Annotated in this window: 27 protein-coding genes; 7 read left to right on the top strand and 20 right to left on the bottom strand. The window is 63.5% G+C overall.

Annotation, left to right across the window (positions count from 1 at the left end):
* The first annotated feature begins 133 nt into the window (after positions 1-133).
* Positions 134-808, top strand: coding sequence for a ribose-5-phosphate isomerase RpiA (gene rpiA, locus HU748_RS22035; protein ID WP_054891125.1), 675 nt, complete (start codon positions 134-136; stop codon positions 806-808).
* 128 nt (positions 809-936) lie between these two features.
* Here rpiA and HU748_RS22030 read toward each other — a convergent pair whose 3' ends face one another.
* From HU748_RS22030 to HU748_RS26260, 4 genes are all read right to left on the bottom strand, one after another.
* Positions 937-1,842, bottom strand: a complete 906-nt coding sequence (locus HU748_RS22030) for an SdiA-regulated domain-containing protein (protein ID WP_186710665.1) — start codon at positions 1,840-1,842, stop codon at positions 937-939.
* 88 nt (positions 1,843-1,930) lie between these two features.
* A complete protein-coding gene (locus tag HU748_RS22025; RefSeq protein WP_186665524.1) occupies positions 1,931-2,851 on the bottom strand; it encodes an SdiA-regulated domain-containing protein in 921 nt (306 codons plus the stop codon).
* Positions 2,852-3,007: 156 nt separating this feature from the next.
* The gene (locus tag HU748_RS22020; protein WP_186710664.1) at positions 3,008-3,673 is read right to left on the bottom strand and encodes a fumarylacetoacetate hydrolase family protein; all 666 of its coding nucleotides are present in this window, start codon (positions 3,671-3,673) and stop codon (positions 3,008-3,010) included.
* Positions 3,674-3,701: 28 nt separating this feature from the next.
* The gene (locus HU748_RS26260) at positions 3,702-5,099 is read right to left on the bottom strand and encodes an FAD-binding oxidoreductase (RefSeq protein ID WP_186666094.1); all 1,398 of its coding nucleotides are present in this window, start codon (positions 5,097-5,099) and stop codon (positions 3,702-3,704) included.
* 172 nt (positions 5,100-5,271) lie between these two features.
* On the opposite strand from HU748_RS26260, the gene serA reads away from it, so the two are divergent.
* Positions 5,272-6,501 carry a phosphoglycerate dehydrogenase gene (gene serA / locus HU748_RS22005; RefSeq protein WP_054891120.1) on the top strand — a complete coding sequence of 410 codons (1,230 nt, stop codon included), beginning with the start codon at positions 5,272-5,274 and terminating at the stop codon, positions 6,499-6,501.
* 119 nt (positions 6,502-6,620) lie between these two features.
* On the opposite strand, the gene HU748_RS22000 is transcribed toward serA, so the two are convergent.
* The gene (locus HU748_RS22000) at positions 6,621-7,097 is read right to left on the bottom strand and encodes a DUF4399 domain-containing protein (protein WP_186710663.1); all 477 of its coding nucleotides are present in this window, start codon (positions 7,095-7,097) and stop codon (positions 6,621-6,623) included.
* 231 nt (positions 7,098-7,328) lie between these two features.
* Between HU748_RS22000 and HU748_RS21995 the strand changes: the two genes are divergently transcribed.
* Complete coding sequence (locus HU748_RS21995; RefSeq protein WP_186665519.1) at positions 7,329-7,808, top strand: transporter substrate-binding domain-containing protein; 480 nt, start codon at positions 7,329-7,331, stop codon at positions 7,806-7,808.
* A gap of 100 nt (positions 7,809-7,908) precedes the next feature.
* Here the strand turns inward: HU748_RS21995 and HU748_RS21990 are convergent, their stop codons facing one another.
* Together HU748_RS21990 and HU748_RS21985 are read right to left on the bottom strand one after the other, a co-directional pair.
* Positions 7,909-8,400: a DUF523 domain-containing protein gene (locus HU748_RS21990; RefSeq protein ID WP_186665517.1), complete on the bottom strand. Its 492-nt coding sequence runs from the start codon at positions 8,398-8,400 to the stop codon at positions 7,909-7,911.
* Positions 8,387-9,019, bottom strand: coding sequence for a 2OG-Fe(II) oxygenase (locus HU748_RS21985; RefSeq protein ID WP_186666093.1), 633 nt, complete (start codon positions 9,017-9,019; stop codon positions 8,387-8,389). The genes HU748_RS21990 and HU748_RS21985 overlap by 14 nt, the downstream gene beginning before the upstream one ends.
* 113 nt (positions 9,020-9,132) lie before the next feature.
* On the opposite strand from HU748_RS21985, the gene HU748_RS21980 reads away from it, so the two are divergent.
* Positions 9,133-9,885, top strand: a complete 753-nt coding sequence (locus HU748_RS21980) for a DUF2059 domain-containing protein (RefSeq protein ID WP_186665515.1) — start codon at positions 9,133-9,135, stop codon at positions 9,883-9,885.
* Here HU748_RS21980 and HU748_RS21975 read toward each other — a convergent pair.
* On the bottom strand, positions 9,878-10,807 hold the full coding sequence (locus HU748_RS21975) for an alpha/beta hydrolase (protein ID WP_186721929.1): 930 nt from the start codon (positions 10,805-10,807) through the stop codon (positions 9,878-9,880). The two genes, HU748_RS21980 and HU748_RS21975, sit on opposite strands and share 8 nt — an antisense overlap.
* A gap of 112 nt (positions 10,808-10,919) precedes the next feature.
* On the opposite strand from HU748_RS21975, the gene HU748_RS21970 reads away from it, so the two are divergent.
* From HU748_RS21970 to HU748_RS21960, 3 genes are all read left to right on the top strand, one after another.
* Positions 10,920-11,483 (top strand): DUF6436 domain-containing protein, encoded by a 564-nt coding sequence (locus tag HU748_RS21970; protein WP_186665511.1) that lies wholly within the window; start codon positions 10,920-10,922, stop codon positions 11,481-11,483.
* A gap of 93 nt (positions 11,484-11,576) precedes the next feature.
* A complete protein-coding gene (locus tag HU748_RS21965; protein ID WP_186711711.1) occupies positions 11,577-13,943 on the top strand; it encodes a penicillin acylase family protein in 2,367 nt (788 codons plus the stop codon).
* Positions 13,944-14,057: 114 nt separating this feature from the next.
* The gene (locus tag HU748_RS21960) at positions 14,058-14,876 is read left to right on the top strand and encodes an alpha/beta fold hydrolase (protein WP_186711712.1); all 819 of its coding nucleotides are present in this window, start codon (positions 14,058-14,060) and stop codon (positions 14,874-14,876) included.
* A 50-nt stretch (positions 14,877-14,926) separates the two neighbouring features.
* Here the strand turns inward: HU748_RS21960 and HU748_RS21955 are convergent, their stop codons facing one another.
* The 12 genes from HU748_RS21955 to cysW form a co-directional block, all read right to left on the bottom strand.
* Positions 14,927-15,805: a transporter substrate-binding domain-containing protein gene (locus HU748_RS21955; RefSeq protein ID WP_186665508.1), complete on the bottom strand. Its 879-nt coding sequence runs from the start codon at positions 15,803-15,805 to the stop codon at positions 14,927-14,929.
* Positions 15,802-16,575, bottom strand: coding sequence for an amino acid ABC transporter ATP-binding protein (locus HU748_RS21950; RefSeq protein WP_186721927.1), 774 nt, complete (start codon positions 16,573-16,575; stop codon positions 15,802-15,804). Before HU748_RS21950 ends, HU748_RS21955 begins: the two co-directional genes overlap by 4 nt.
* Positions 16,572-17,231, bottom strand: coding sequence for an amino acid ABC transporter permease (locus HU748_RS21945; protein WP_186665506.1), 660 nt, complete (start codon positions 17,229-17,231; stop codon positions 16,572-16,574). The genes HU748_RS21950 and HU748_RS21945 overlap by 4 nt, the downstream gene beginning before the upstream one ends.
* On the bottom strand, positions 17,212-17,877 hold the full coding sequence (locus HU748_RS21940; protein ID WP_186721925.1) for an amino acid ABC transporter permease: 666 nt from the start codon (positions 17,875-17,877) through the stop codon (positions 17,212-17,214). The genes HU748_RS21945 and HU748_RS21940 overlap by 20 nt, the downstream gene beginning before the upstream one ends.
* Positions 17,878-18,406: 529 nt before the next feature.
* The gene (locus HU748_RS21935; RefSeq protein ID WP_186665505.1) at positions 18,407-19,192 is read right to left on the bottom strand and encodes a MetQ/NlpA family ABC transporter substrate-binding protein; all 786 of its coding nucleotides are present in this window, start codon (positions 19,190-19,192) and stop codon (positions 18,407-18,409) included.
* Between the two features lie 186 nt (positions 19,193-19,378).
* Positions 19,379-20,326: a sigma 54-interacting transcriptional regulator gene (locus tag HU748_RS21930; RefSeq protein WP_186721923.1), complete on the bottom strand. Its 948-nt coding sequence runs from the start codon at positions 20,324-20,326 to the stop codon at positions 19,379-19,381.
* Positions 20,327-20,388: 62 nt separating this feature from the next.
* On the bottom strand, positions 20,389-20,970 hold the full coding sequence (locus HU748_RS21925) for an alpha/beta hydrolase (RefSeq protein ID WP_186721922.1): 582 nt from the start codon (positions 20,968-20,970) through the stop codon (positions 20,389-20,391).
* Between the two features lie 238 nt (positions 20,971-21,208).
* Positions 21,209-21,610 (bottom strand): biopolymer transporter ExbD, encoded by a 402-nt coding sequence (locus HU748_RS21920; RefSeq protein ID WP_186721921.1) that lies wholly within the window; start codon positions 21,608-21,610, stop codon positions 21,209-21,211.
* A gap of 1 nt (position 21,611) precedes the next feature.
* A complete protein-coding gene (locus tag HU748_RS21915) occupies positions 21,612-22,334 on the bottom strand; it encodes a MotA/TolQ/ExbB proton channel family protein (protein ID WP_186721920.1) in 723 nt (240 codons plus the stop codon).
* A 36-nt stretch (positions 22,335-22,370) separates the two neighbouring features.
* Positions 22,371-23,171, bottom strand: coding sequence for an energy transducer TonB (locus HU748_RS21910; RefSeq protein ID WP_186721919.1), 801 nt, complete (start codon positions 23,169-23,171; stop codon positions 22,371-22,373).
* 329 nt (positions 23,172-23,500) lie between these two features.
* Entirely contained in the window at positions 23,501-24,490 is a 990-nt protein-coding gene (locus tag HU748_RS21905; RefSeq protein ID WP_054891101.1) for a sulfate ABC transporter ATP-binding protein, read from the bottom strand.
* Positions 24,491-24,493: 3 nt separating this feature from the next.
* On the bottom strand, positions 24,494-25,366 hold the full coding sequence (gene cysW, locus HU748_RS21900) for a sulfate ABC transporter permease subunit CysW (RefSeq protein WP_112899462.1): 873 nt from the start codon (positions 25,364-25,366) through the stop codon (positions 24,494-24,496).
* Positions 25,367-25,368 lie beyond the last annotated feature (2 nt).

Here is a 25,368-nt window from a genome sequence, read left to right as displayed (position 1 = left end):
TTGGAAACATCACTGGGCCGCGGGACAAGGGCTGGAAGTCTACCCCAGCGCCCTGTCGGGCGACCACAGCAAAGCCGCCGGACTCGTTATACTAGGCGACTTCAGAAAACCTCCCGCCCCTCTCGGAGCCCGCATGACCCAGGACCAACTCAAACAGGCCGTCGCCCAGGCCGCTGTCGACTTCATTCTGCCAAAGCTGGATGAAAAGAGCGTCGTCGGCGTCGGCACCGGTTCGACCGCCAACTTCTTCATCGACGCCCTGGCCCAGCACAAGACCGCCTTCGACGGCGCCGTCGCCAGCTCCGAGGCCACCGCACAGCGTCTGAAGGGTCATGGCATTCCGGTCTATGAGCTGAACAGCGTCAGCGAGCTGGAGTTCTACGTCGACGGTGCCGACGAGAGCGATGCGCACCTGAACCTGATCAAGGGCGGCGGTGCGGCCCTGACCCGCGAGAAGATCGTCGCGGCAGTGGCCAAGACCTTCATCTGCATCGCCGACGCCAGCAAGCTGGTGCCGGTGCTCGGCGCCTTCCCGCTGCCGGTCGAGGTGATCCCGATGGCCCGCAGCCACGTGGCGCGCCAGCTGGTCAAGCTGGGCGGCGACCCGGTGTACCGCGAAGGCGTGGTGACCGACAACGGTAACGTCATCCTCGACGTGTACAACCTGCAGATCACCAACCCGGTGGAGCTGGAAAGCCAGATCAATGCGATCGTGGGCGTGGTCACCAACGGCCTGTTCGCGGCGCGTCCGGCAGATTTGCTGCTGCTGGGGACTTCAGAAGGCGTGAAGAGCCTGAAGGCCGAGTAAACCGCCGCTCCCACAAGTACCCCGCTGTTCTGGAGGACACCGGGAAACCTGTGGGAGCGGGCTTGCCCGCGAATAGGCCAGCACTGACACAACAAAGACCACTGCCCCCACAGAGCCCTGAACTACACCTATTCAGCCGATTGCCTGAACACATAGAACAGGTTCGGCTCACTCACCAGGTAAATGGTCCCGGCATCGTCCATGGCGATCCCCTCAGCCTGCGGCACTGTCTTCTTCAGGCCCTGATACCCCTTGCGCAATGACAGGGTGCTCAGCGGCCGCCCCTTCACATCCAGCTCCAGCACCAGTCGTGATTCGTCCGACAGCGCCAGCAGATGCCCGCTGCGTTCATCGAACTGCAGGCTCGACAGGTCGCGCACGAACAACCGCGAATCGCGCTTGCGGTCCTGCACCACATGCACCGCATAGGGCTGCTCCGGATTGTCATGGGGGAAGCCGTGCACCTCGTAGATCAGCATCGGGTCACGCTCCTTGGCGACGAACAGGCGCTTGCCGGCAGAGTCGTAGGCCAACCCCTCGAAGCCCTTGTTGCCGTTCAGGCCGATGCCCAGGGTGAGCTGTTCGGCGTCGTTGGCGTCGAGAAACAGCGTGTCGTCGTCCAGGCGCACACGGATCAGGCGCTGCTGACGCTCATCGGTGATCACGTAGCTGTTCGGCCCGACGTACTCCACGGCCTCGGGATCACCGAAACCGGTCAGCGGCACACGGCGCAGGATGCGCCCGTCCAGCGAAAGCTCGATGAGCTCGGAGCGGGCGTTGGTGACGGTGAACAGGGTCTTGCGGTCAGGATCGTAGGTGAGCGCCGAGACATCGTCGTCCAGCCCCTCGATGGGCTGAGCCTCGATCACCACCTGGTAGCGATCCAGGCCGATGCCTTGCTCGGTCGGCTGCCACCAGCTCTTGAGGTTGAACCAGCCGCGCTCGAACAGGCGGAACTCGTGCCCCGCCACGCCAAGCACCGCCAGCACGGAGAAAGCCAGAAGAAAGAGAAACGAACGAAGATGACGGCGCATGAAGAGGACTCGACGGAGGATGCCGAATCTAATCATTCATAGCTGAAATAAAGCTTAAGGCCATCATCAGAGAATTCCGATAATCCTGTCAGTGCTTCTTGAAGCGATAGAACAGCGCGGGCTCGCTGACCATGTACAGGTTGCCCTGATCGTCCATGGTCACACCTTCGGCCCGAGGCACACGGCTGCCCAGGCCGTTGAACGCCCCGAGCAAGGTCATGAAGCTGACCTGTTCGCCCTTCTCGTCCAGCTCCAGCAGCATGTTCGAGTCAGCCGACAGCACCAGCAGGTGGCCCGTGCGTGGATCGACCGCCAGCGCCGACAGGTTGCGCAGGTCCAGCTCGTCACTGGGCAGTAGCTGCTTGTCGCCCTTGAGCGGCCCGCGACCGTCGGTGCTCCAGGCAAACAGACGCGGCGGACGCTCTTCGCCGATGATCAGGCGCTGGCGCAGCGAGTCCCAGGCGATGGCCTCGAAGCCCTTGTTGCTCTTGACCGACTTGCCCAGGTCATAGCTGGGGAAGTCGTCGTGATTGAGCGTCGAGGTACTCGCGTCCACCTTTACCAGCGTCAGGTCATGGTTGCGCTCATCAACGATCGCGATCAGCCCGTTTTCCAGCACGGCAAGGCCTTCAGGATTTTCCCAACCCACCAGCGGAATCTTGCGCAACACGTCGCCATCGAGCGTGAGTTCGACCAGGAAGGGGTTCTTGCCCATCACTGCAAACAGCGTGCGGGTCTGCGGATTGAACGACAGGTCCGAGGCTTCGTCGTCGTCCATGCCCGGCAACGGCTTGGCGTCGATGTCTACCAGGTAGTCCGGCAGCCAGACGCTTTCAATGCGCTCGGCACGGCTCTCGAAACGCTCCTTGACCCATAGCAAGCCACGGTCGTCCCAGTGCATGGCGATGGCCACCCCATAACCGATCACCGCTGCCACAGCCAGGGCGAACGGCCAGCGCAGGTAGAAACGACGCTTGGTGGAAGCTGGGGCGCTGGAGGGTGCTGGCATGCAGGGGGTCCTGGGTAAATGGGCGAAGACCCGCGCATTATCCAGATGCGGTGTGAAAAAAACGGTAAATCGTTCGCGGGTAAAACCGCTCTCACAAGGCTGCGCAAATCCCTGTAGGAGCGGGTTTACCCGCGAAAAGGACGACCCGCAGTCAGATCAAAGCACGCGGCTCTCGAAGCGGCTGACACCCGGCAGCTCAAGCACCAGCTCATCACCGACATTGAACGGCCCGACACCGGCCGGAGTGCCGGTGAGAATCACGTCACCCGCCTGCAGGGAGAAGTGCGCAGCGATGTGCTGGATGATCGGCACGATAGGGTTGAGCATCATTGCGCTGTTGCCATCCTGACGCACTTCGCCATTGATGGTCAGGCGTACCGGAATGTCGGTCACGTCCTCGAAGCTGGATGCGGCGACGAACGGCGGCAATACACAGGCGCCGTCGAAGCTCTTGGCCAGCTCCCACGGCAGGCCCTTCTCCTTCAGCTTGGCCTGTACGTCACGCAGGGTCAGGTCCAGGGCCGGGGCGTAGCCGGAAATGGCATCCAGCACCTCTTCGACTGTCGGCTTGGTCGACAGTGGCTTGCCCAGCAGCACGGCAATCTCGGCCTCGTAGTGCACCGAACCGCGGTCGGTCGGGATCTTGAAGCCGCCTTCCAGTGGCACCACGCAGCTGCCGGGCTTGATGAACAGCAGCGGCTCGCTGGGGATGGGGTTGTCCAGTTCCTTGGCATGCTCGGCGTAGTTGCGGCCGATGCACACCACCTTGCCCAGCGTGAAGTGGATGCGCGTGCCGTCTACGTACTGGTGCTGGTAACTCATGGGGCCGACTCCTCTGGATACTGCTTTCTTATTCAGGTGCGAAGATCTTACCCGGATTCATGATGCCGTTCGGGTCGAACACCGCCTTTATCGCTTTCATGCAGGCGATTTCATCTGCCGAGCGGCTGTAGCCGAGGTAGTCCCGCTTGGTCATGCCCACGCCGTGTTCGGCAGAGATCGAACCGTTGTAGCGCTCGACGATCTCGAACACCCATTTGTTGACCTTGGTGCAGGAGGCGAAGAAATCGTCCTTGCTCATGTGATCGGGCTTGAGGATGTTCAGGTGCAGATTGCCGTCGCCGATATGCCCGTACCAGACGACTTCGTAGTCGGGGTAGTGTTCGCCGACCACCGCATCGATATCACGCAGGAACGCCGGCACCTTGGAGACGGTGACGGAAATATCGTTCTTGTAGGGCGTCCAGTGGGAGATGGTCTCGGACAGGTACTCACGCAGCTTCCACAGGTTCTTCAGCTGCGTCTCGCTCTGGCTCATCACCCCATCGAGCACCCAGCCCTGCTCGACGCAGTGCTCGAAGGTGGCCAGGGCTTCGTTGGCCACTTCCTCGGTGCTGGCCTCGAACTCCAGCAGCGCATAGAAGGGGCATGGCGTGTCGAACGGCGCCGGCACGTCGCCGCGACCCATGATCTTGGCCAGGCCCTTGTCGGAGAAGAACTCGAAGGCGGTCAGGTCGAGTTTGCCCTGAAAGGCGTGCAGCACCGGCATGATCGAGTCGAAGTCCGGCGTGCCGAGCACCATCGCCGTGAGGTTGCGCGGCGCGCGGTCCAGGCGCATGGTCGCCTCGACCACGAAGCCCAGGGTGCCCTCGGCACCAATGAACAGCTGGCGCAGGTCGTAGCCGGTGGCGTTCTTGATCAGGTCGCGGTTGAGCTCCAGCAGTTCGCCCTTGCCGGTGACGACCTTCAGGCCTGCCACCCAGTTGCGGGTCATGCCGTAGCGAATGACTTTGATCCCGCCGGCATTGGTGCCGATATTGCCGCCAATCTGGCTGGATCCGCTCGAGGCGAAATCGACCGGGTAGTACAGGCCCTGGTCCTCGGCGAACTGCTGCAACTGGCGGGTGATCACGCCCGGCTGGCAGACCACGGTGCGGTCGAATTCGTTGAAGGCGAGAATCTGGTTCATCTGGTCGAAAGCCACCACGACTTCGCCATTGGCAGCGACCGCAGCGCCCGACAGGCCGGTGCGTCCGCCGGACGGCACCAGCGCGACCTTGTGGCGGTTGGCCCAGCGCACGATGGCCTGGACTTGCTCGGTGGTCTTGGGCAAGACGATGGCGGTCGGCGCCGGCGGGTAGTGCTTGGTCCAGTCCTTGCCGTACGCTTCGAGCGAGGCGGGGTCGGTCAGGACCTTGCCAGGGTCGACCAGGGTCTTCAGCTCATCAATTACCGCAGCGTGGGTCATCGCCAGAACTCTCGAATGATTCATGGTCACCCTGAGCACTCTTCACCTGTCGGGATAAGCTCAGACGGTGTCGCGTATGCTAGCATAGCCCTCCCGTCGATCGTGCTAAGGCCCGTCGCCGCGCCGCTTTGCCCCCCTCGCCATTTTTTCTCCGGGATACAGGTTTACGCAGATGAGCAAGACTTCTCTCGACAAGAGCAAGATCAGGTTCCTTCTTCTCGAAGGCGTCCACCAGAATGCTGTGGACACCCTCAAGGCTGCCGGGTACACCAACATCGAGTACCTCACTGGCTCACTGCCGGATGCGCAACTGAAGGAAAAGATCGCGGACGCCCACTTCATCGGCATCCGCTCGCGCACTCAACTGACTGAAGAAGTCTTTGACTGTGCGAAGAAACTGGTCGCGGTCGGCTGCTTCTGCATCGGCACCAACCAGGTTGACCTGAACGCGGCCCGCGAGCGCGGCATCGCGGTGTTCAACGCGCCGTACTCCAACACCCGTTCGGTTGCCGAACTGGTGCTGGCCGAAGCCATCCTGCTGCTGCGCGGCATCCCCGAGAAGAACGCCTCCTGCCACCGCGGTGGCTGGATCAAGAGCGCGGCCAACTCCTTCGAGATCCGCGGCAAGAAGCTCGGCATCGTCGGCTACGGCTCGATCGGCACCCAGCTGTCGGTTCTGGCCGAAAGCGTCGGCATGCAGGTCTACTTCTTCGACCCGCTGACCAAGCTGCCTCTGGGCAACGCCACCCAGGTCACCAGCCTCAACGAACTGCTGGGCCTGGCCGACATCGTCTCGCTGCACGTGCCTGAGCTGCCATCCACCCAGTGGATGATCGGCGAGAAGGAAATCCGCGCGATGAAGAAGGGCTCGATCCTGATCAACGCTGCCCGTGGCACCGTGGTCGAACTGGATCACCTGGCTGCCGCGATCAAGGACAAGCACCTGATCGGCGCCGCCATCGACGTGTTCCCGGTCGAGCCGCGCTCGAACGACGAAGAGTTCGAAAGCCCGCTGCGTGGCCTGGACAACGTGATCCTGACCCCGCACATCGGTGGTTCGACCGCCGAAGCCCAGGCCAACATCGGCCTGGAAGTGGCCGAGAAACTGGTCAAGTACAGCGACAACGGTACGTCCGTATCCTCGGTCAACTTCCCTGAAGTGGCCCTGCCGGCGCACCCGGGCAAGCACCGCCTGCTGCACATCCACGAAAACATCCCGGGCGTACTCAGCGAGATCAACAAGGTCTTCGCCGAGAACGGCATCAACATCTCCGGTCAGTTCCTGCAGACCGACGAGAAAGTGGGTTACGTGGTCATCGACGTCGACGCCGAGTACTCGGACCTGGCGCAAGAGAAGCTGCAGCACGTCAAGGGCACCATCCGCTCGCGCGTCCTGTTCTGAGCCTGATGGCTGCATGAAGAAGGGAGGCCCTGGTGGCCTCCCTTTTTTTGCCTGCGCGATCCGAGTGTTCTGCTTCGCGGTCGAATCGGGGCGCCGAAGCGCCGCGAAGCTTCCAGGCGTCACTTCACATTGACGGTGATCTTCTTCGACTCGACGCTTGGCTTGAACGGCACATGGTACTGGTCGCCCAGCACCAGTTGCAGGGTGTGCTTGCCCGGGGTCAGGGTGATGGTCGCCTCGGTCTGCGCCTTGCCGAAATGCAGCACCTGCGGCCCGGCTGGCAGGGGTTGGTTGCCCTCAGGCATCAGGCTGGTCGGCAATGGCTGGTCAGCTACAGGCGCCTTGTCGACATCCACCAGCAGGTGATGGTGCCCGGAGTGCGGGGTCTGGTCGCCAGCCGGCTTGAGCGCGATACCCTCGATGCCGAACTTGACGGTGAAGGTCTTGTCGACCGTGGCGCCATCGGCCGGGGAGACGATGAAGACCTTGGCGTCTTTCGGTGGCTCCTGGCTTTTCAAGGCATCGGCAGCGCTGGCAAACAGCGAGGCCCCCATCAGCAGACCGGCAAGGGCAGCACGCGACACTGGGCTTTTCATTCACTTCTCCTGTCATTCACTTCAATTGACCGCTATCACTTAAACGAAGCGAGGTGGTACTTCACCATAGTCCAGTTACCGCCCCGCAGGTTCAAAAATGCCGGCATGAAAATTTCAGCGACGGCGTAAACCTAAGCACGATGTCGGGGTCATAGGCTGCGTTCGACCGCGGCAAAACGAGAAAGCCACGGCGAATGACATTCATCTGCCGAGATATAAAAAGGGATATTCATGCGTTTGACCATTGGCCTACTGCTGGCAGTACTCATCAGCCCCCTGGCCCAGGCAGAGCTGATCGACGAAATCAACGACCGGGGTGAACTGCGCATCGCCGTGCAAGCCAACAATGCCCCCTACGCCTTCAAGGAAAACGAGCACCTGACCGGGTTCGACATCGAGTTCGGCCAAGACCTGGCCCGCGAGATGGACCTGCGCGCGGAATTCATCGAGGCGCCCGCCGACGAAGTGCTGACAGGCGTGGAGAGTGGCAAGTACGACATCGCATTGACACCCGCGAGCGAACAGCCTGCGACTGAAAGCGCGCTGGATGCCAGCCAGACGTTTGGTGAGAAGAAGCTGGTGATCCCGTTCCAGAAGGACAATCCGGCCTTCGAGAGCACGCTGAACAATGCCCTGCAGCGGCTCAAGGACAGTGGGCGGATGGCGGAGCTCGAGCAGAAGTGGTTCGAGAAGACGGCGGCGCAGCAGTGATATCGCGGCGTTCTCTTCGCGGGCAAGCCCGCTCCCACAAGGCCTGTGGTGAGCCCAACCCTGTGGGAGCGGGCTTGCCCGCGAAAGGAACGACACCGAACTACCCGAGTGCCCGTTGCGCCTCATCCAGCTCCAGCTCGCTGAACACCAGCACCCCTTCCCGGCGCAACAGCGCAGCAACGACACCCTCCCCCGGCACCTTCACCCCGCTGAAACTGCCATCGTAGGTCAGTCGGTTACCGCACGACGGGCTACCGGACTTGAGCACCGCAACCCGAATCCCATGCCGCCGCACCAGCGCCAGGGCCTGCCGAGCGCCGCCCAGAAAGGCCGCACTGACATCCTCGCCAGCCACGGTCAGAACCTGAACCTGCCCATCGAGCACCTGGCCACCCTGCCCGCCCTGGATCTCCGCCGGCGGTCGCGGCGTCGGCAAGCCACCCGCCACCTCCGGGCACAAGGGCACTACACGCCCCTCGGCCTGCCATTGCTTGAGCAGATCGGGGTGGCCGCTGTCGCGTCCGTCATAGCGCACCGGCTGCCCCAGCAGACAGGCACTGACCAGTACCTTGGGCGACTCAGAAGGGATCATTGCCACGGCGCCGGAACCAGCCTGTCAGTGACAGGCGTGCGCGATTGGCCGGTAGGACTTCATGCGGGACTTCACCCGACAGGAACACCACCAGGCTGCCGGCCTCGGGCTGGACGTCATGCTCGACGTCGTCGGCAAGGAACATCCGCAACTGCCCGCCGTCTTCGGCTTGCCAGCGCTCATTGAGATAGAGCACCACCGACACCATGCGCCGGTCGTCGTCGCGGAAACGGTCAAGATGCCTGCGGTAGAAGGCGCCCGGCGGATACAGGGCGAAATGACACTCGAAGTCTTCCAACCCCAGGAACAGCCCTTGGTTGATCGCCTGGCGCAGGTTGTCCATGAGCTCAAGGTAGCGGTCGCAGGCCTCGGCCTGGCCGGGGTCGATCCACTGGATCTGGTCGCCACGGATCGCCTCGCGCACCTCCTGGGCCGCCCCCCTGCCGACACCTGCGGGGCTCAGTTCGCCCTCGGCATGGCGCCTGCGACACTCGGTGGCCAAGGCGCGGGCCAGCTCGAGCGGCAGGAAAAGTGCCTGCTGCGACCAGCCACGGGTGGCCAGGTCGTCGACGATGATCGACAGCAGCGGATGTTCGGGAGAGGTATGCATGGCGCGCATCATATCCATTAGCCATGAGCACGGACAGCGCCACTTGGCCGAGAAGCGCGCTGATATCTCGACAAAGGCGTACCACCCCACGGACAATAGCGGCCTGCCGACAGGAGTCCTGAATGCGCCGTTTGTTTTCCCTGCTTGTGCTGATGATCTGCACCATGCCTGTCTGGGCAGACAGCCTCGACCAACTGTACAAGGCCGCCGGCTGGCCCGACCAGCGCGCCCACTTCAATGACGCCATCGGGGCCGCCCAGCAGCGCTACCGCAACAGCCTGCCGCCCGCGGTTTTCCAGGCGCTCGTCGACAACAGCAACCAACGCTTCCAGGCCCAGGCGATGGATCAACGCGCCCAGGCCCAACTGCGCGCCAACCTGAAGAACCCGGCGCCGGCGCTGGCGTTCTTCCAATCGCCACTGGGGCGCAAGGTGGTTGCCGCCGAGCTGCTGGCCACGCGCAAGGACCAATTGGCCAAGAACGCCAAGGGCCTTCCCCGCATCCAGGCCAGCGACAACCGTCTGCTGGCCATCGGTCACCTGGCCCAGGCCCTGCCCGCCCGCGAAGCGGGGGCCGAGGTCAGCCTGGCGATCGCCGGAGTTGCCGCCGACAGCCTCAGCTCGATGATCCCCGGCCTGTTCGGCAGCGGCCAGGCCCAGGGCCTGCTCGATGGTCAGCGCCAACGCTTGATGAACGAGATTGGCGAAGACCTGAACAACACCTTGTTGTATGTCTACCGCGAACTGTCCGACGACGAGCTGGAAGCGTTCGCCACCTTCGCCGAATCCGCAGAGGGCAAGGCCTACTACAGCGCCGCGCTGGCTGCAGTGCGTGCGGGGCTGGCCGTCGGCCAGAGCAGCGCCAACCTCAAGTGAGCAGGCGCTGGTCGAGAAAGTTGAAGTAGCGCTGGCGAATATCCGGCAGCTCGTTGGCCAGGTGATGCCGCGCCTCGGGCAGCAGGAGAATCTGCGGCTCGTCGAACTTCTCCTTCAGCACCCTGAGGTTGTATGGCCAGTCCACCGTGCCGTCCGCCTCGCCCTGGACGATCAGCGGCCGACGCCGACTGTGCGGCGCCGCCTCGATGCGCTTGATCCAGGCCATCAGCGCGCCCACCCATGCCGTCGGCAGGCGCCGCGGCTGCAGCGGGTCGGCCTCGAGGAACGCGAGAAACGCCGGGTCATTGGTATTGGCGCTGAAGCGTCGCTCGATACCATCGACGAAATGACGCAGCACCCGATAACTCAACTTCGACCAGTGCCAGGCCCGCGGCCGCACCAACGGCGCCAGCAGGATCACCTGGCCGTCGGCCGGGCTCTGCTCGCCGCAGTGCAGCAGATGATCGACCACGATGGCCCCACCCGTGCTCTGCCCGCACAGGTGCCAGGGCCGTGGCAGGTCGAGCCTGCGCGCTTGCTCGAAGAGCGCATCGAGCACCTGCTGGTAGACCGCGAAGTCGGCGATGCTGGCCCGCTCGCCGCTGGACAGCCCGTGACCTGGCAGGTCGCAGCCGATCACCGCGAAGCCCTGCTGCAGCGCCCAGCCAATCACATGACGATACAGCCCCATATGGTCGTAGTAACCATGCAGCAGGAACAATGTCGCCACCGGCGCATCCGGCAGCCACACCTGCCCCACCAGGTCGAAACCCGCCACACTGAAGGCGCCCAGCCAGCTTTGCGCCGGCAGGTCGAGGCCATAGAAGCGCTGGTAGTCGAGGGCCTGGGCCGACAGTGGCTGGCGCGCCGCCAGCGGGGCAAGGCTGGTACGCAGCAGGTCGGGGTCAAAGGGTGACGGCATGGAGACATCCACAATGGCGCGAGTATTGATCTGCGATATTCAGCTCTGAGCCCGGTCATGGCAAGCTGGCGTCCCCTGCAGAAGCGGTCGTGTCGTTTTCTACGGAATCACCATGCGAATTTTTACCACGCTGCTCACCACCCTGGTCTGCGCCGCCCTGCTGTGGTGGGCCTACGACAGTTTCCAGTCCCGCTACCTGCGCACCTTCGACAACCAGGCCACGCTGTTCGACGGCAGCCAGTTGCAACTGCCCGCCGAGCTCGCAGGCCCCGGCCCGATCCGCGTCGTGCACTTCTGGGACCCGGCCTGCCCTTGCAACGTCGGTAACCAGCAACACTTGGCCGAGCTGATCGAGCACTTCGCCGCACAGGGTGTGACCTTCCATGTACTGCAAAAGCCTGGCAGTCACGGCCAACTACCCGCCAACCTTGGCGCCTTGCAACCCGTCGGCGACCTGCCCGGCAGCGAATACCTGCCTGCGTCACCGGCTGTGGCGATCTGGGATCGCAAGGGTCAGCTCGCCTATTTCGGCCCTTACAGCGAAGGCGCAGTGTGCAACTCGAGCAACAGTTTCATCGAGCCGGTGATCCAGGCGCTGCTGCAAGGCCGTCAGGTACAGGCCTCCAATGCCCTGGCCAGCGGCTGCTATTGCCCGTGGCAGAAAGAAGCGCAGTAAAGGGCAGACCTGTCACGCCGGGAAGGCTATTCTCAACGCGTTTTGCGGTGTTCAGCAGCCGCTCGCCCCCTCGTTAACGGCACAAGGAATTCTATGAAGCGCAGCCTCACTCTGCTTGCCATCGTCGTGGCCGTAGCCGCGGGTGCCGGTTACTGGTACGTGCACGGCAAGCTGCCGCAGCGCGAGGGCGAAGTGGCTATCACCGGCTTGAGCGCACCGGTCAGCGTGCGCTACGACGAACGCGGTGTACCGCATCTACAGGCGCAGAACGAGCCTGACCTGTACCGCGCCCTGGGCTATGTGCACGCCCAGGACCGGCTGTTCCAGATGGAACTGGTGCGCCGCCTGGCACGTGGTGAGCTGGCCGAAGTGCTGGGCAGCAAACTGGTGCCCACCGACACCCTGTTTCGCAGCCTGCGCATCCGCGAGCAGGCGGCGCGGATGGTCGAGCGCCTGGATCACCAGTCACCGTCCTGGCTCGCACTGCAGGCCTACCTGGACGGCGTGAACAGCTGGCAGGCCAGCCATCCCAAGCCGGTGGAGTTCGACGTCCTCGGTATCCCTGAACGCCCCTTCACCGCCGAAGACACCCTGAGCATCGCCGGCTACCTGGCCTACAGTTTCGCCGCCGCCTTTCGCACCGAACCTGCGCTGACCTATATCCGCGATCAGCTCGGCCCCGACTACCTGAAGATCTTCGACCTCGACTGGCAACCTGACGGAGCTCTGCACCCGGCCCTTGCCGCCAACGACTGGCGCGCACTCGAAGGCCTGGCCCGGCTCAGCCACCAGGCGCTTGGCGACGCGGGTATCCCGCAGTTCGAAGGCAGCAACGCCTGGGCTGTCGCCGGCAGCCATACCCGCAGTGGCCGCCCGCTGCTGGCGGGCGATCCGCATATCGGCTTCGCAGTACCGGCAGTGTGGTACGAGGCTGAACTGTCGGCGCCCGGCTTCAACCTCTACGGCTATTTCCAGGCGCTGAACCCCTTCGCCCTGCTCGGTCACAATCGCGACTTCGGCTGGAGCCTGACCATGTTCCAGAACGACGACGTCGATCTGATCGCCGAGAAGACCAACCCCGCCGACACCAACCAGGTCATGGTCGATGGCCAATGGCGCGCGCTGGAGACAACCGAGCAGCAGATCGCGGTCAAGGGCGAAGCTCCGGTGACCATCACCCTGCGTCGCTCGCCCCACGGGCCGATCGTCAACGATGTGCTCGGCGAAACCGCAGGGCAAACCCCTGTCGCCATGTGGTGGGCCTTCCTCGAAACCGAAAACCCCATCCTTGATGCCTTCTACCAGGTCAACCGCGCCGACACCCTGGGCAAGATGCGCGAGGCCGCGGCGAAGATCCAGGCACCGGGGCTGAACCTGGTCTGGGCCAACGCTCGCGGTGACATCGGCTGGTGGGCCTCGGCGCAATTGCCGATTCGTCCGGACGGGGTCAACCCGGCGTTCATTCTCGACGGCAGCACCCACCAGGCCGACAAGCTCGGCTTCTACCCCTTCAGCGCCAATCCCCAGCAGGAGAATCCGCCCAGCGGCTACATCGTCTCGGCCAACTACCAGCCCCCGGCCGCCATGCCGATCCCCGGCTATTACAACCTGCCCGACCGTGGCCGCCAGCTGGATCGTCGACTGGCCGACCCGCAAGTCAAATGGGATGTGCAGAACAGCCAGGCGCTGCAGCTGGACACCAGCACCGACTACGGCCCCCGCACCTTGGCGCCGCTGCTCAATACCTTGCGTGCGATCGCCGAGGGTGACGAACAGAAGGAACTGGTCGAACAACTGGCCGCATGGCGCGGCGACTATCCACTGGATTCGACCAGCGCCACGCTGTTCAACCAGTTCCTCTACGAGCTGGCGTTCGCGGCCCTGCATGACGAACTGGGCGACACCTGGTTCCAGGTGCTGATCAGCACCCGCGCCATCGACGCCGCGCTACCGCGCCTGGCCGCCGATGCCGACTCACCCTGGTGGAACCTGCGCGGCGGCCACGACCGCACCGACCGCACCGCCATCGTCCGCCAGGCCTGGCAACGCAGCCTGGCGCATCTGCGCGAGCTGTACGGCAGCGACCCGGCCGACTGGCAATGGGGCAAGGCCCACACCCTCACCCATAACCACCCGCTGGGTCAGCAGAAACCGTTGAACCTGCTGTTCAATGTCGGCCCCTTCGCCGCACCGGGCACCCATGAGGTGCCGAACAACCTGTCGGCGAAGATCGGCCCGGCGCCCTGGCCGGTGAACTACGGGCCTTCGACCCGACGCCTGATCGACTTCGCCGACGCCGGGCAAGCGCTGACCATCAACCCTGTAGGCCAGAGTGGCGTGCCGTTCGACCGCCATTACTCGGACCAGGCCGAAGATTATGTACAGGGGCGGTATCACAAGGCGCAGATGGGGGTGATTCCGGCGCGCAGTACCTTGCGCCTGGTGCCACCGGGGCAGTGAGCGCGCTGCTGTCGAAAAGCTCACCACCAGAGCAGCCCGAACATGACCAGTTTCACAACCCTTCACACTGCGAACAGGTAACCTGTTCGCCCCTTTCTTCCAAGAGCCTTCCTCATGCAAAAGCACTTCATCGAAATCGACGGCGCCCGCATGAGCTACGTCGACCAGGGCCAGGGCTTCCCGGTGCTGCTGGGCCATAGCTACCTGTGGTCTGCCGCAATGTGGCAACCGCAGATCGATGCGCTGTCGAAACACTTCCGCGTGCTGGTGCCCGAGCTCTGGGGCCATGGCGACTCCGAGGCACCACCAGCCACCACCACCGACATGAGCGCGCTGGCACGCCAGCACCTGGCGTTTCTCGACGCGCTGGGCATCGACAAATGCCATCTGGTCGGCCTGTCGGTCGGTGGCATGTGGGGTGCTGAGCTGGCGATCGAACACCCGGAACGGGTTGACCGCATCGTGCTGATGGACACCTACCTCGGCGCCGAACCTGAAGCCACGCGCCTGAAGTACTTCGGCCTGCTGGATGCCGCCAGCGGCGCAGGGTTCTTCCCTGACCCACTGCTCGACATCGTGGTGCCGATCTTCTTCCATGCCGGCGGCCAGACGGTGCCAGACGTGCGCGAGCAGTTCCGCGCCGACCTCAAGGCCAGCAGCGCCGAGACCATTCGCCAGAGCCTCGACCCGATGGGGCGGGTGATTTTCGGACGCCCTGACCTGCTGGGCCGACTGGGCGAGTTGCCGGCAGAGCGGACCATCGTGGTCTGCGGCGACCAGGATATTCCGCGTCCGCCTGCCGAAAGCAACGAAATGGCACGGATCATCGGCTGCCTGGCGGCGCAGATTCCGTTCGCAGGGCATATCTCCAGCCTGGAGAACCCGAAGGTGGTGAATGAGTTCCTGTTGAACTGGTTGCCGCGTAACCACTGATATCGCCGGGGGGGGAGGGCGCCCCCCCCCCCCCGCGATTGGACCCTGACTCACCCCTGCCACTTGCCGCCTTCGACGATCACGCTCTCAGGCTTGGTGTCGTCGCTCAGCTCCTTGCGCACGTACTGGTCATACAGTTTGAGCAGGAACTTCTCCTCGCCCAGCTTGGCCAGCTCGGCATTGACCCAGTCGCGCAGCTCGGTATTGCCCTTCTTCACCGCCGGGGCAATCGGCGCCTCGTCACCCAGCAACTCTGGCAACACGCGGTAACCCGGGTTCTGCTTGGCCCAGCTGAACAGGATCAGGTTGTCCTGGGCATAGGCATCGCCACGACCATTGGCCAGGGCCTGCAGCGATTCGCTGTTCTTCTCGAACTTGAGCAGCTTCCAGTCCGGGTGGTTCTTGGTCAGCCAGATATCGGCGGTGGTGCCGGTGGTGACGATGATGGTCTTGTCGGCCAGGTCATCGAGGGCTTTCACCGGGCTGCCATCGGCCACGATGGCTTGCACCGCCACACGCAGGTTGGGGTTGGTGAAGTCGACCGCTTCCTTGCGCTCCGGGGTGACGGTCATGTTGGCGAGGATCAGGTCGACCTTGTCGCTCTGCAGGAACGGGATGCGGCTGGCCGGCTCCACGGCCACGAACTCGACCTTGTTCTCGTCGCCGAGCAGGTCCTTGGCGAAGCGACGACCGATATCGGTGTCGAAGCCCACATAGCGACCGCTCTCGTCGACGAAGCCGAACGGCGGCTTGTCGGTGAACACGCCGACGATCAACTTATCGCGGGCCTTGATGGTTTCCAGGTAGCTGGTGGACGGCGCGGACGTCGCCGCAGCCGACTTGCCCGGCTCCGCGGGTTGGTCGCAACCGGCCAGCAAGGCCAGGCCGAACAGCGGCGCCAGCAGTTTGGTGAAGTGGGCAGTTTTCATGACAGTTCCTTGTGTAGTGTCTTCGGCAGGCTTTCGACGAAGGAGAATTTGTCCAGGAACTGCTGCGCGCGTGCGGTCCGCGGTTGGCTGAAGAAGCTCTCGGGGTCGCTCTGTTCAAGGATCCTGCCGGCCTCCATGAACACGATACGGTCGGCCACCGCCCGGGCGAAGGCCATTTCGTGGGTGACGATGAGCAGGGTCATGCCGTCCCGGGCCAGGCCCTGGATCACCTGCAGCACCTCCTTGACCATCTCGGGATCCAGGGCTGCGGTGACCTCGTCGAACAGCATCACCTGCGGGTTCATGCACAGCGAACGAACAATGGCGATGCGCTGCTGCTGGCCGCCTGACAACTGCCGGGGGAAGGCGTCCCGCTTGTCCAGCAACCCCACCCGCGCCAGCAACGCCTCGGCCTGCGCCTGGGCTTCGGCGCGCTCGCGCTTCTGCACCTTGAGTGGGCCGAGCAGCAGGTTGTCGATCACGCTCATGTGGCCGAACAGGTGATAGCTCTGGAACACCATGCCCACCCGCTGGCGTACCTGGCGCCAGTCGGTGCCGGTGCCGAGCAAGTCCTGGCCATCGAGGCGCAGGCTACCGCCATGGGCCTCCTCCAGGCCGTTCAGGCAACGCAGCAGGGTGCTCTTGCCGCAACCGCTGGGGCCGAGGATCACCACCACTTCGCCGGCCTGTACTTGCAGGTCGACCCCCTTGAGCACCTGGTGCTCGCCGAAGAACTTGTTGAAACCCTGGAATTCGATCAATGCGCTCATGAGTGGGCCCAGCGGCGTTCCAGCGCGCGCGAAGCGGCGGAAAGCGGGTAGCAGATGAAGAAGAAGAACAGGAACAGTACGCCGTAGATCAGCACCGACTCGTAGGTACGCTCGATGATCTGCTGGCCGGCCTTGATCACATCGACGACGCCGATCAGCACGGCTAGCGAGCTGGTCTTGACGATGCGCGTGTAGATGTTGATGGTGGGCGGCGTCATGCGCTTGAGGGCCTGCGGCAACAGCACGTGCCCATACAACTGCAGGCCCGACAGGCCGATCGACAACCCCGCCTCACGCTGGCCGCGCGGCAGCGAAGCCAAGGCCCCGCGCACCACCTCGCCAACCTCGCTGGCACCCCACAGCCCCAGCACCAGCACCGCGCACCAGAAGCTGGGGATACTCAGCGAAAAGAAGATCGGCAACCCGAAGAACACCAGGTACAGCCAGACCAGCACCGGTATCGCCCGAAACAGCTCCAGATAGATCTGCAAGGCGATGTTCACCGCACGCTTGCCCAGCGTGGCCAGCACGCCATAGAGCACACCACCCAGGGTGGCGAAGACGATGCCCAAGGCCGAGATCGCCAGGGTCTGTCCGGCGCCCTTGGCCAGTTGCGGCAAGGACACCAGCAGCAGCTCAATTGCCGAACTGGCCATGTTGCAGCCTCCTTTCGAGGTGGCGCAGCAGCAGCGACAAAGGCAGGAACAGCAGCACGCAGAGCAACGTCAGCACCGCGAGCATCTCGTAGGTCTTGTAGTACAGGGCGATGTAGTTCTTGGTGGTGTAGAGGATTTCCGGCACGGCTACCGCCGAGACCACGGTGGTTTCCTTGAGCAGGAAGATGAAGTTGGCGAACAGCGCCGGCAGGCTGAGGATGCCGGCCTGGGGCAGGATCACGTGGCGCAGCAACTGGCCCTCGGACAAGCCGATGGAACGCCCCGACTCAAGCTGCGCGCGCGGCACCGCTTCGACACCCGCTCGCAGCACCTCGGTGAGGTAGGCGCCGCCCATGAAGGTCATGGTGATGATCGCGGCAGCGAAGCCGGATACTTTCAAACCCAGGGTCGGCAGTGCGAAATAGACGAAGAACAACTGGATCAGCAACGGCGTGTTGCGTGCCAGCTCCACATAGCCTTTGACCAGCCGCCACAGGTAGGGGGTGCGAAACACCAGGACGGCGGCATTGGACACGGCGACCAGCAGCGAGGTGGCGATGGCGATCAGCCCGACCTGCAGGGTGACGCCGACGGCCTTGAGGAATGCCGGGAGTGTGCTAAGCATGAAGGCAGTGTCGAAGGTCATGGATAACGCCTCGACACAAGGTCACGGAGGTACGACATGGGCAAGGTTCCGGGCCCGACGCGAGGATGGCTCGGCGTCGTGGACGATGAAAGGGATGTGCCGGTAAGCACGATGGGTAGACTATAAAGGCATAAAAAGCTTTCTCTAAATACCCTTATTGCATATTGATATCACCCGACGGGCTAACCGGAAATTTCATACATCCGCCTGGGATCTTTCCCTCGAAATACCTCTCAAAAGGACTTCAGACTGATCGGCCTGCCAGGCCCACAGGGACGACAACGATGAACAGCCCAAGCACACCTGTTTCGAACGAACAACTTCAGTGGTTGCTGGCCTTGCGCAAGGCGCTTGCCGAGCAGCGTTGACGGGGCTCGGGATTGCGGTGCTTTCTTCGCGGGCAAGCCCGCTCCTACAAGAGCCGGTGACGGTCTCGGGATTGGGGCCGCGAAAAGAACACCGCAGCGCCAAAACAAAAACGCCGACACAACAGTGTCGGCGTTTTCATGTGAAGCGCTAACCTGGCAAATCAGAACGCCGGCAGTACCGCGCCCTGGTACTTCTGCTCGATGAAGGCTTTCACTTCAGGGCTGGTCAGGGCCTTGGCCAGCTTCTGGATGGCGTCGCTGTTCTTGTTGTCAGGACGCGCGACCAGGAAGTTCACGTATGGCGAGTCGCTGCCTTCGATCACCAGCGCATCCTTGGCCGGGTTCAGGCCAGCCTCCAGCGCGTAATTGGTGTTGATCATGTCCAGGTCGACCTGGTCCAGCACGCGCGGCAGCATGGCCGACTCGAGCTCGCGGAATTTCAGTTTCTTCGGGTTCTCGGCGATGTCTTTCGGCGTCGCCAGGGCGTTCTTCGGATCCTTCAGGGTGATCAGGCCGGCCTTCTGCAACAGCAGCAGGGCGCGACCACTGTTGCTGCCCTCGTTCGGGATAGCCACGGTGGCGCCTTCCTTGAGCTCCGACAGGCTCTTGACCTTCTTGGAGTAGCCACCGAACGGCTCGACGTGAACGCCGATCACGGTTTCCAGGTGGGTGCCCTTGCCTTCGTTGAAGTTCTTCAGGTACGGCAGGGTCTGGAAGTAGTTGGCGTCCAGGCGCTTCTGGTCGACCTGCACGTTCGGCTGCACGTAGTCAGTGAAGACCTTGATCTGCAGGTCCACACCTTCCTTGGCCAGGGTCGGCTTGATCAGCTCGAGGATTTCGGCGTGCGGCACCGGCGTGGCGGCTACCACCAGTTTTTCGGCGGCGTGAGCCAGGCCGGACAGCGACAGGGCAGCGGCGAGGGCAGTCGTCAGCAGGGTCTTTTTCATGGTGATCCTTGTTATCAAGCTGGGGCCATCGACGATGGCGAAGTCAGGTGCCACACCGTCTCGACAGTGGGCGTGGAGCGGACAATACCGGGATTTTTTATGCCCTAACAATATCTTTTGATTCGCTGCTTATTCCAAAAACAAAAAGCCATCAGCTGTTTTGCTTATGAGCGACCGACAACCGCTCTAGCTCACGGATGCATTGAGCTCGGCCAGGCTTTGCTCCAGCAGCTCACGCAAGGCGGCAAGCGTGCCTGGCTCGCGGCTGCGCCCCAGTTGCGCAAGCTGGCTGGCCAGGCTGGCAAGGGGTGCACGCTCAGGCAAGTCCAGGTGCTGCGGGAGAATTTCATCCCCCTCGGCCACCAGCAAGGCAAAGTGGATGACGTTCTCCAGCTCGCGGGTGTTGCCGGGCCAGGCATGGGCTTCCAGCGCTTGCTGCGCCGCTTCGCTGATCAGCGGCACGCTGCGCTCCAGGCGCACGCTGTAGATGCCGACGAAGTATTCGGCCAGCGGCAGGATGTCCCCCACCCTCTGGCGCAGTGCCGGCAATTCCAGTTCGCCCTCGTGCAGATAGAGGTACAGCCGTTCATTGAAGCGCCCGGCACGCACCGCCTGGGCCAGGTCGATGCTGGAGGCGGCCACCAGACGCACATCCACGGCCTGCGCCTGCTGGGCGCCGACCCGAGTGACCTCACGGTTCTCCAGGGCCGCCAGCAGCTTGCCCTGGATGGCCAGCGGCAGGTCGGCGATCTCGTCCAGGTACAAGGTGCCGCCATTGGCCGAACCGAACCAGCCTGCGCGACTGCTGGCCGTGCCGCCATGGGTACCGGCGCTGTAGCCAAACAGCTCGGCATCGGCGTAGGTGTGGCTGATGCCCGCGCAGTTGACCGAGACGAACAACCCCGCGCGATCGCTGGCACGGTGGATCTGCCTTGCCAGCAGCTCCTTGCCGGTGCCGGTCTCACCACGGATCAGCACCGGCAGCGGTTGCGGCGCCAGGCGTTCGAGCGCTTCGCGCAGTTGCTGCGAACGTGCATCGACGAATACCAGCGCCTTGGCACGGATGCTCAGCGGGCTCTTGTCCAGCTCGGGAAACGTCAGCAGTGGCTGGCCGAAGGGATTGTTGAAACTCATGGAAAACTCCCGCCCCAGACGCAGGCGACCAGGGGTTCAGCGAAATCGGTTGAAAGGCCAGGTCAGGCGCGGCGCAGGGAGCGCTGCTCGATCCGGCCTTGCAGGCGGTACAGGTAGGCGAAGCCCTGTTCCCAGCGCTCGTGACCGGACTTGACGTTGATGTGCCCGGCATTGCTCAACAGCCCCGCTTCCGCCCCCCAGGCCTTGGCCAGGTACAGTGCACGCGGCACGCTGACGGCCGGATCGTTGTCCGAGCTGACCACCTGGGTGGGAAACGGCAGCGCGTGCAGGGGAATGGGCGCGAAATTGCGCAAGGCCGGCGCGCAGGTCGGCCGTTCGACATCCGCTGGCGCCACCAGCAGCGCCCCTCGCACCTGGCGCAGCAGCGCAGGGCTGGCCTGCGCGGCCCAGTGGGCGATGGTGATGCAACCCAGGCTGTGGGCGATGAGGATCACCGGCGAGCGTTCGGCGGCAATCGCCTGCTCGAGTGCCTGTATCCAGTCGCGCCGCTGCGGGGTGAGCCAATCGTGCTGCTCGACCCGGGCGCTGTTGGGCAGGCTGCGCTGCCAGTGGCTTTGCCAATGATTGTCTGGCGATCCTTGCCAGCCCGGCACAATCAGGTAACGAATCGACTCATTGCGCATGGGGACGCCTCCTTGGAAGTTTGCGTGCTTGGGAACCAAGTATAGGGAGGCAGTTATATTCGTAAAGGAATAAGAAGCTATTTATTAATAACCATAATTATTGGTTGTCTGGGCTGGCCTTTTCGCGGGCAAGCCCGCTCCTACAGGGTTTGTGCGCCCCGGGGCGGGCATAAAAAAAGGGCCATCCCCTGCCAAGAGAAATGGCCCTGAAGCACTTGCCTGAAGAGGGTATTGCCGATCAACGCGCGGTGATCACCGCCAGCTTGCTGATCCCGGCACGTTCGATGGCAGCCATCGCCCGCGCCACTTCGCCGTAGTTGACGCCATCGTCAGCCTGCAGCTGTACACGCACATACGTATCCTTTTCCTTGGCCGCCTTGAGGTTGGTTTCCAGCAGGTCCGGCTGGATCTCGTCCTTGTTGATGAACAGCTTGCCGCCGCCATCGATGCTCACCACCAGCGGGTCTTTCTGCTCCACTGGGGCCACGGCTTCGGTCTTGGGCAAGTTGATCGGGATGGCGTTGGTCAGCAAGGGCGCGGTGACGATGAACACCACCAGCAGCACCAGCATGACGTCCACCAGCGGTGTGACGTTGATTTCACTGAGGACTTCGTCGCTGTCCTGGGTCGAGAACGCCATGTCAGGAAGCCTCCTTCACCGGCTGGCCGAAACCGGCCTGGGCTTTTTGCAGGGTCGGGTGAACCAGGACGCGGAAGGCACTCTTCTGCGCCAGGCTGTAGAAGTCGTGGGCGAAGTCGTCGAGGTCGGCCGCGGTCAGCTTGAGGCGGCGCAGGAAGTAGTTGTAGACCAGCACCGCCGGGACCGCGACGGCGATACCGACGCCCGTGGCGACCAGTGCCGCACCGATCGGGCCGGCCACGGTTTCCAGGCTGGCGGAGCCGGCAGCGCTGATGCCCTTGAGCGCTTCCATGATGCCCCACACGGTGCCGAACAGACCGATGAACGGCGAGGTGCTGCCAATACTGGCGACAACCGCCAGGCCGGTTTCCAGCGAACGGCGCTCACGCACGATCTGCTGGCGCAAGGCGCGCTCGAGGCGATCCTGATGGTTGATCGCATGGCTCAGGTCGGCTGCCTGGCCCGGCTCGCCCACGGCGATGGCGGCATAACCGGCCTGGGCGACGCGGGCCGCAGGGCCTGGCTGCTCGTGGCTGATCCCGGCTGCCGAGTCGAGGCTAGAAGCGGCCCAGAACTGGGCATGGAAGCGCTTGTCATGGTTCTTCAGCCGCACGAACTGCACGACCTTGACCAGGGCCAACGCCCAGGTGACCACGGAAAAACCAACCAGCAGCCAGATGACGGCGCTTTCAACGGATTCGAGAGGGGATGCCAACAGGCTCATGATGAAGTCTTCCTATGTTCGGTTCGATGGCGCGAGTTAACGAAGCTTGAAATCGATCGGGACACTGACCCAGCCCACCTGGGCCACGTCTCCCTGCTTGGCCGGCACGAAGCTCCAGCGCTTAACCGCAGCCAGCGCGGCGGCGTCCAGGGCATCGCGGCCGCTGGTCTTCTGGATCTGGATCTGCCCCGGCTTGCCGCTGGGCAGTACCTCGACCCGCAACAGCACGGTGCCTTCCCATCCACGGCGCTGGGCCAGTTGCGGATATTCCGGCGCCGGGTTCTTCAGGTACGCGGCATTGGCCGAAGCGGGCGTGACCGGTGCTGGTGCTGGTGGTGCAGGTGCCGGAGCAGGCGGTGCAGGCGCGGGCGTCGGCACCGGTGGCGGCGCCTCGACCGGCTTGGGCTGCGGCTTGGGTACGGGCTTGGGCACAGGTTTTGGTTTGGGCACAGGTTTCGGCGCAGGCTTGGCGGCCAGCTCATCGACCACCGGTGGTGGTGGCGGTGGTGGCTCGACCACAGGCACAGGCGGTGGCGGCTCGACGACCGGCGGCGCCGGAGCGGCGAACTCGATGGTCATCGGCGGAATCTCTGGCGCAATCACCGGCAGCTCGGGGGTTGGTCGTTGGCTGACCCAGTAGGCCGCAGCGCCATGCAGCACCAGCACCAGCAACCCCAGCGCCAGCTTGTCGCGACGCTTGAGACCACTGACCGGCGTGCGCTGCAGGCGCAGCTGCGCCAGCGGCAGGCGAAGCGTGCGTCCAAGCTCGACCAGGTCGCCCGGGGCCGGGCGCCATGGCTGGTCGTAGGGCCTCGCGGCCGTCTGGACATTACCCATTGAATCGACTCCTGGAAACGTGATGCAGGTCTTCGGACCTTGGCCGGTCCTCGTGGCTGAATCATCCGTTTTAGAGGCTTATCTCTGAAAGTAATGTTTAAAATTAAAGCTATATCGTTATCGAATATAAGATTTTCAGGGTTCCCGCAAAGCCGCGTGGCGCAAGGGCTGTAGCGGTGAGGGCGGAAATTAATGCACGGTCGGCATGCAAAATATTCGTGCAAGGTATGGAAAACGGCGGGCTAAGGGCCACATCGCCACCCCACCCTTCGTCCAGGCATAAAAAAACCCGGGCTACGAACCCGGGTTTTTCAACATCTGCACAAGCGTCAGATATCGGCGACCTTCTGCCAGACCTTCGGCCGGAAGAACAGGGTCTCGCCGCGCGCAAGGCCGGTCAGGCTGTCATGATCCTTGACCACTTCGGCCTCGATCAGCTCGCTCTGCCCCTCAACCTTCAGCGTCACTCGGGTGGTCGCGCCCAGCGGGCGAATGTCGCGGACTTCGGCAGCGTGGTGGCCCTCGGTCTCGTGGCGCGACAGCGACACCTCGTGAGGGCGGAACAGCACATGGTTGCCCTCGCTCAAGGCCAGGCGGTTGGAGTCGCCGAGGAAGTGGTAGACGAAGTCGTTGGCCGGTTTCTCGTACACCTCGCCCGGCGAGCCGATCTGTTCGATCACGCCCTTGTTCATCACCACGATGCGGTCGGCCACTTCCATCGCCTCTTCCTGATCGTGGGTGACGAACACCGAGGTCAGGTTGATATCCTCGTGCAACCGCGCCAGCCAGCGGCGCAGCTCCTTGCGCACCTTGGCATCGAGGGCGCCGAACGGCTCGTCGAGCAGCAGCACCTTCGGCTCCACCGCCAGGGCACGGGCCAGGGCGATACGCTGGCGCTGGCCCCCCGACAACTGCTCGGGATAGCGGTCGGCGAGCCAGTCGAGCTGAACCATGTTCAGCAGCTCATGGACCTTCTCGGCGATCTTGCTCTCGCTCGGGCGTTCGCCCTTGGGCTTCATGCGCAAGCCGAAGGCGACGTTGTCGAACACGCTCATGTGGCGGAACAGCGCATAGTGCTGGAACACGAACCCGACGTTGCGATCACGCACATCGTGGCCCGAGACATCCTCGCCGTGGAACACGATGCTGCCGTCATCCGGCGTCTCGAGGCCGGCGATGATGCGCAGCAGGGTGGTCTTGCCGCAGCCGGAGGGGCCGAGCAGCGCGACCAGCTCACCGCTGTGGATATCCAGGTTGATGTTGTTCAGGGCCTGGAAACTGTTGAAGCGCTTGCTGACGTTACGAACTTCGATCGACATGACTCATTCCTCCGCTGCGCTATGGCGCAGGCGGTTAATACGGTTCTCGCTCCACTGCTTGAGCAGCAGGATGAAGAGCGCCAGGATCAGCAACAGGCTGGCCACGCTGAAGGCCGCGACATGGTTGTACTCGTTGTAGAGGATCTCCACGTGCAGCGGCAAGGTGTTGGTGACGCCGCGGATATGGCCGGAGACCACCGACACCGCACCGAACTCGCCCATGGCCCGCGCGGTACAGAGCACCACGCCGTAGATCAGGCCCCACTTGATGTTCGGCAGGGTGACATGCCAGAACATCTGCCAGCCGTTGGCGCCCAGCAGGCGCGCGGCCTCTTCCTCTTGCGTGCCCTGCTCCTGCATCAGCGGGATCAGCTCACGGGCGACGAAGGGCACGGTGACGAAAATGGTCGCCAGCACGATGCCCGGCAGGGCGAAGACGATCTGGATATCGTGGTCCTGCAGCCAGGGGCCGAGCAGGCCCTGGGCGCCGAACATCAGCACGTAGACCAAACCGGCAATCACCGGCGAGACCGAGAACGGCAGGTCGATCAGGGTGACCAGCACGCTCTTGCCACGGAAGCTGTACTTGCTCACGCACCAAGCAGCGCTGACGCCGAACACCAGGTTCAGCGGCACCGAGATGACCACCGCGAGCAGCGTCAACTTGAGCGCCGAAAGCGCGTCAGGCTCGAAGATCGCCTCGAAGAAGGTGCCGAAGCCATTCTTCAGCGCCTGGGACACCACGATCACCAGCGGCAGCAGCAGGAACAGCGCGAACACCAGCCAGCCAAGGCCGATCAGTACGCGGCGCGAGGTGGCGCTGCCGCGGCGAGCGGCATTGGCGGCGGAGCTTGCAGTTATGGATGACGAAGACATGA

Origin of the sequence: Pseudomonas sp. RW3S2 (genome assembly GCF_014268955.1) — a bacterium.
Lineage (GTDB): Bacteria > Pseudomonadota > Gammaproteobacteria > Pseudomonadales > Pseudomonadaceae > Aquipseudomonas > Aquipseudomonas wayambapalatensis.
Note: the sequence above shows the minus strand (reverse complement) of the source record. Positions and strands in the feature narration are given on the sequence as shown.

What these genes read in the sequence shown, in the direction of transcription:
- HU748_RS22025 (WP_186665524.1), bottom strand. Translation starts at nt 2,851, where the DNA reads ATGCCAGCACCCTCCAGCGCCCCAGCTTCCACCAAGCGTCGTTTCTAC.
- HU748_RS21925 (WP_186721922.1), bottom strand. Translation starts at nt 20,970, where the DNA reads ATGCGCAATGAGTCGATTCGTTACCTGATTGTGCCGGGCTGGCAAGGA.
- HU748_RS21970 (WP_186665511.1), top strand. Translation starts at nt 10,920, where the DNA reads ATGCGAATTTTTACCACGCTGCTCACCACCCTGGTCTGCGCCGCCCTG.
- serA (WP_054891120.1), top strand. Translation starts at nt 5,272, where the DNA reads ATGAGCAAGACTTCTCTCGACAAGAGCAAGATCAGGTTCCTTCTTCTC.
- HU748_RS26260 (WP_186666094.1), bottom strand. Translation starts at nt 5,099, where the DNA reads ATGACCCACGCTGCGGTAATTGATGAGCTGAAGACCCTGGTCGACCCT.
- HU748_RS21990 (WP_186665517.1), bottom strand. Translation starts at nt 8,400, where the DNA reads ATGATCCCTTCTGAGTCGCCCAAGGTACTGGTCAGTGCCTGTCTGCTG.
- HU748_RS21930 (WP_186721923.1), bottom strand. Translation starts at nt 20,326, where the DNA reads ATGAGTTTCAACAATCCCTTCGGCCAGCCACTGCTGACGTTTCCCGAG.
- HU748_RS22000 (WP_186710663.1), bottom strand. Translation starts at nt 7,097, where the DNA reads ATGAAAAGCCCAGTGTCGCGTGCTGCCCTTGCCGGTCTGCTGATGGGG.
- rpiA (WP_054891125.1), top strand. Translation starts at nt 134, where the DNA reads ATGACCCAGGACCAACTCAAACAGGCCGTCGCCCAGGCCGCTGTCGAC.
- HU748_RS21910 (WP_186721919.1), bottom strand. Translation starts at nt 23,171, where the DNA reads ATGGGTAATGTCCAGACGGCCGCGAGGCCCTACGACCAGCCATGGCGC.
- HU748_RS21960 (WP_186711712.1), top strand. Translation starts at nt 14,058, where the DNA reads ATGCAAAAGCACTTCATCGAAATCGACGGCGCCCGCATGAGCTACGTC.
- HU748_RS21915 (WP_186721920.1), bottom strand. Translation starts at nt 22,334, where the DNA reads ATGAGCCTGTTGGCATCCCCTCTCGAATCCGTTGAAAGCGCCGTCATC.
- HU748_RS21985 (WP_186666093.1), bottom strand. Translation starts at nt 9,019, where the DNA reads ATGCGCGCCATGCATACCTCTCCCGAACATCCGCTGCTGTCGATCATC.
- HU748_RS21955 (WP_186665508.1), bottom strand. Translation starts at nt 15,805, where the DNA reads ATGAAAACTGCCCACTTCACCAAACTGCTGGCGCCGCTGTTCGGCCTG.
- HU748_RS22020 (WP_186710664.1), bottom strand. Translation starts at nt 3,673, where the DNA reads ATGAGTTACCAGCACCAGTACGTAGACGGCACGCGCATCCACTTCACG.
- HU748_RS21965 (WP_186711711.1), top strand. Translation starts at nt 11,577, where the DNA reads ATGAAGCGCAGCCTCACTCTGCTTGCCATCGTCGTGGCCGTAGCCGCG.
- HU748_RS21980 (WP_186665515.1), top strand. Translation starts at nt 9,133, where the DNA reads ATGCGCCGTTTGTTTTCCCTGCTTGTGCTGATGATCTGCACCATGCCT.
- HU748_RS21935 (WP_186665505.1), bottom strand. Translation starts at nt 19,192, where the DNA reads ATGAAAAAGACCCTGCTGACGACTGCCCTCGCCGCTGCCCTGTCGCTG.
- HU748_RS21940 (WP_186721925.1), bottom strand. Translation starts at nt 17,877, where the DNA reads ATGACCTTCGACACTGCCTTCATGCTTAGCACACTCCCGGCATTCCTC.
- HU748_RS21905 (WP_054891101.1), bottom strand. Translation starts at nt 24,490, where the DNA reads ATGTCGATCGAAGTTCGTAACGTCAGCAAGCGCTTCAACAGTTTCCAG.
- HU748_RS21945 (WP_186665506.1), bottom strand. Translation starts at nt 17,231, where the DNA reads ATGGCCAGTTCGGCAATTGAGCTGCTGCTGGTGTCCTTGCCGCAACTG.
- cysW (WP_112899462.1), bottom strand. Translation starts at nt 25,366, where the DNA reads ATGTCTTCGTCATCCATAACTGCAAGCTCCGCCGCCAATGCCGCTCGC.
- HU748_RS22030 (WP_186710665.1), bottom strand. Translation starts at nt 1,842, where the DNA reads ATGCGCCGTCATCTTCGTTCGTTTCTCTTTCTTCTGGCTTTCTCCGTG.
- HU748_RS21975 (WP_186721929.1), bottom strand. Translation starts at nt 10,807, where the DNA reads ATGCCGTCACCCTTTGACCCCGACCTGCTGCGTACCAGCCTTGCCCCG.
- HU748_RS21920 (WP_186721921.1), bottom strand. Translation starts at nt 21,610, where the DNA reads ATGGCGTTCTCGACCCAGGACAGCGACGAAGTCCTCAGTGAAATCAAC.
- HU748_RS21995 (WP_186665519.1), top strand. Translation starts at nt 7,329, where the DNA reads ATGCGTTTGACCATTGGCCTACTGCTGGCAGTACTCATCAGCCCCCTG.
- HU748_RS21950 (WP_186721927.1), bottom strand. Translation starts at nt 16,575, where the DNA reads ATGAGCGCATTGATCGAATTCCAGGGTTTCAACAAGTTCTTCGGCGAG.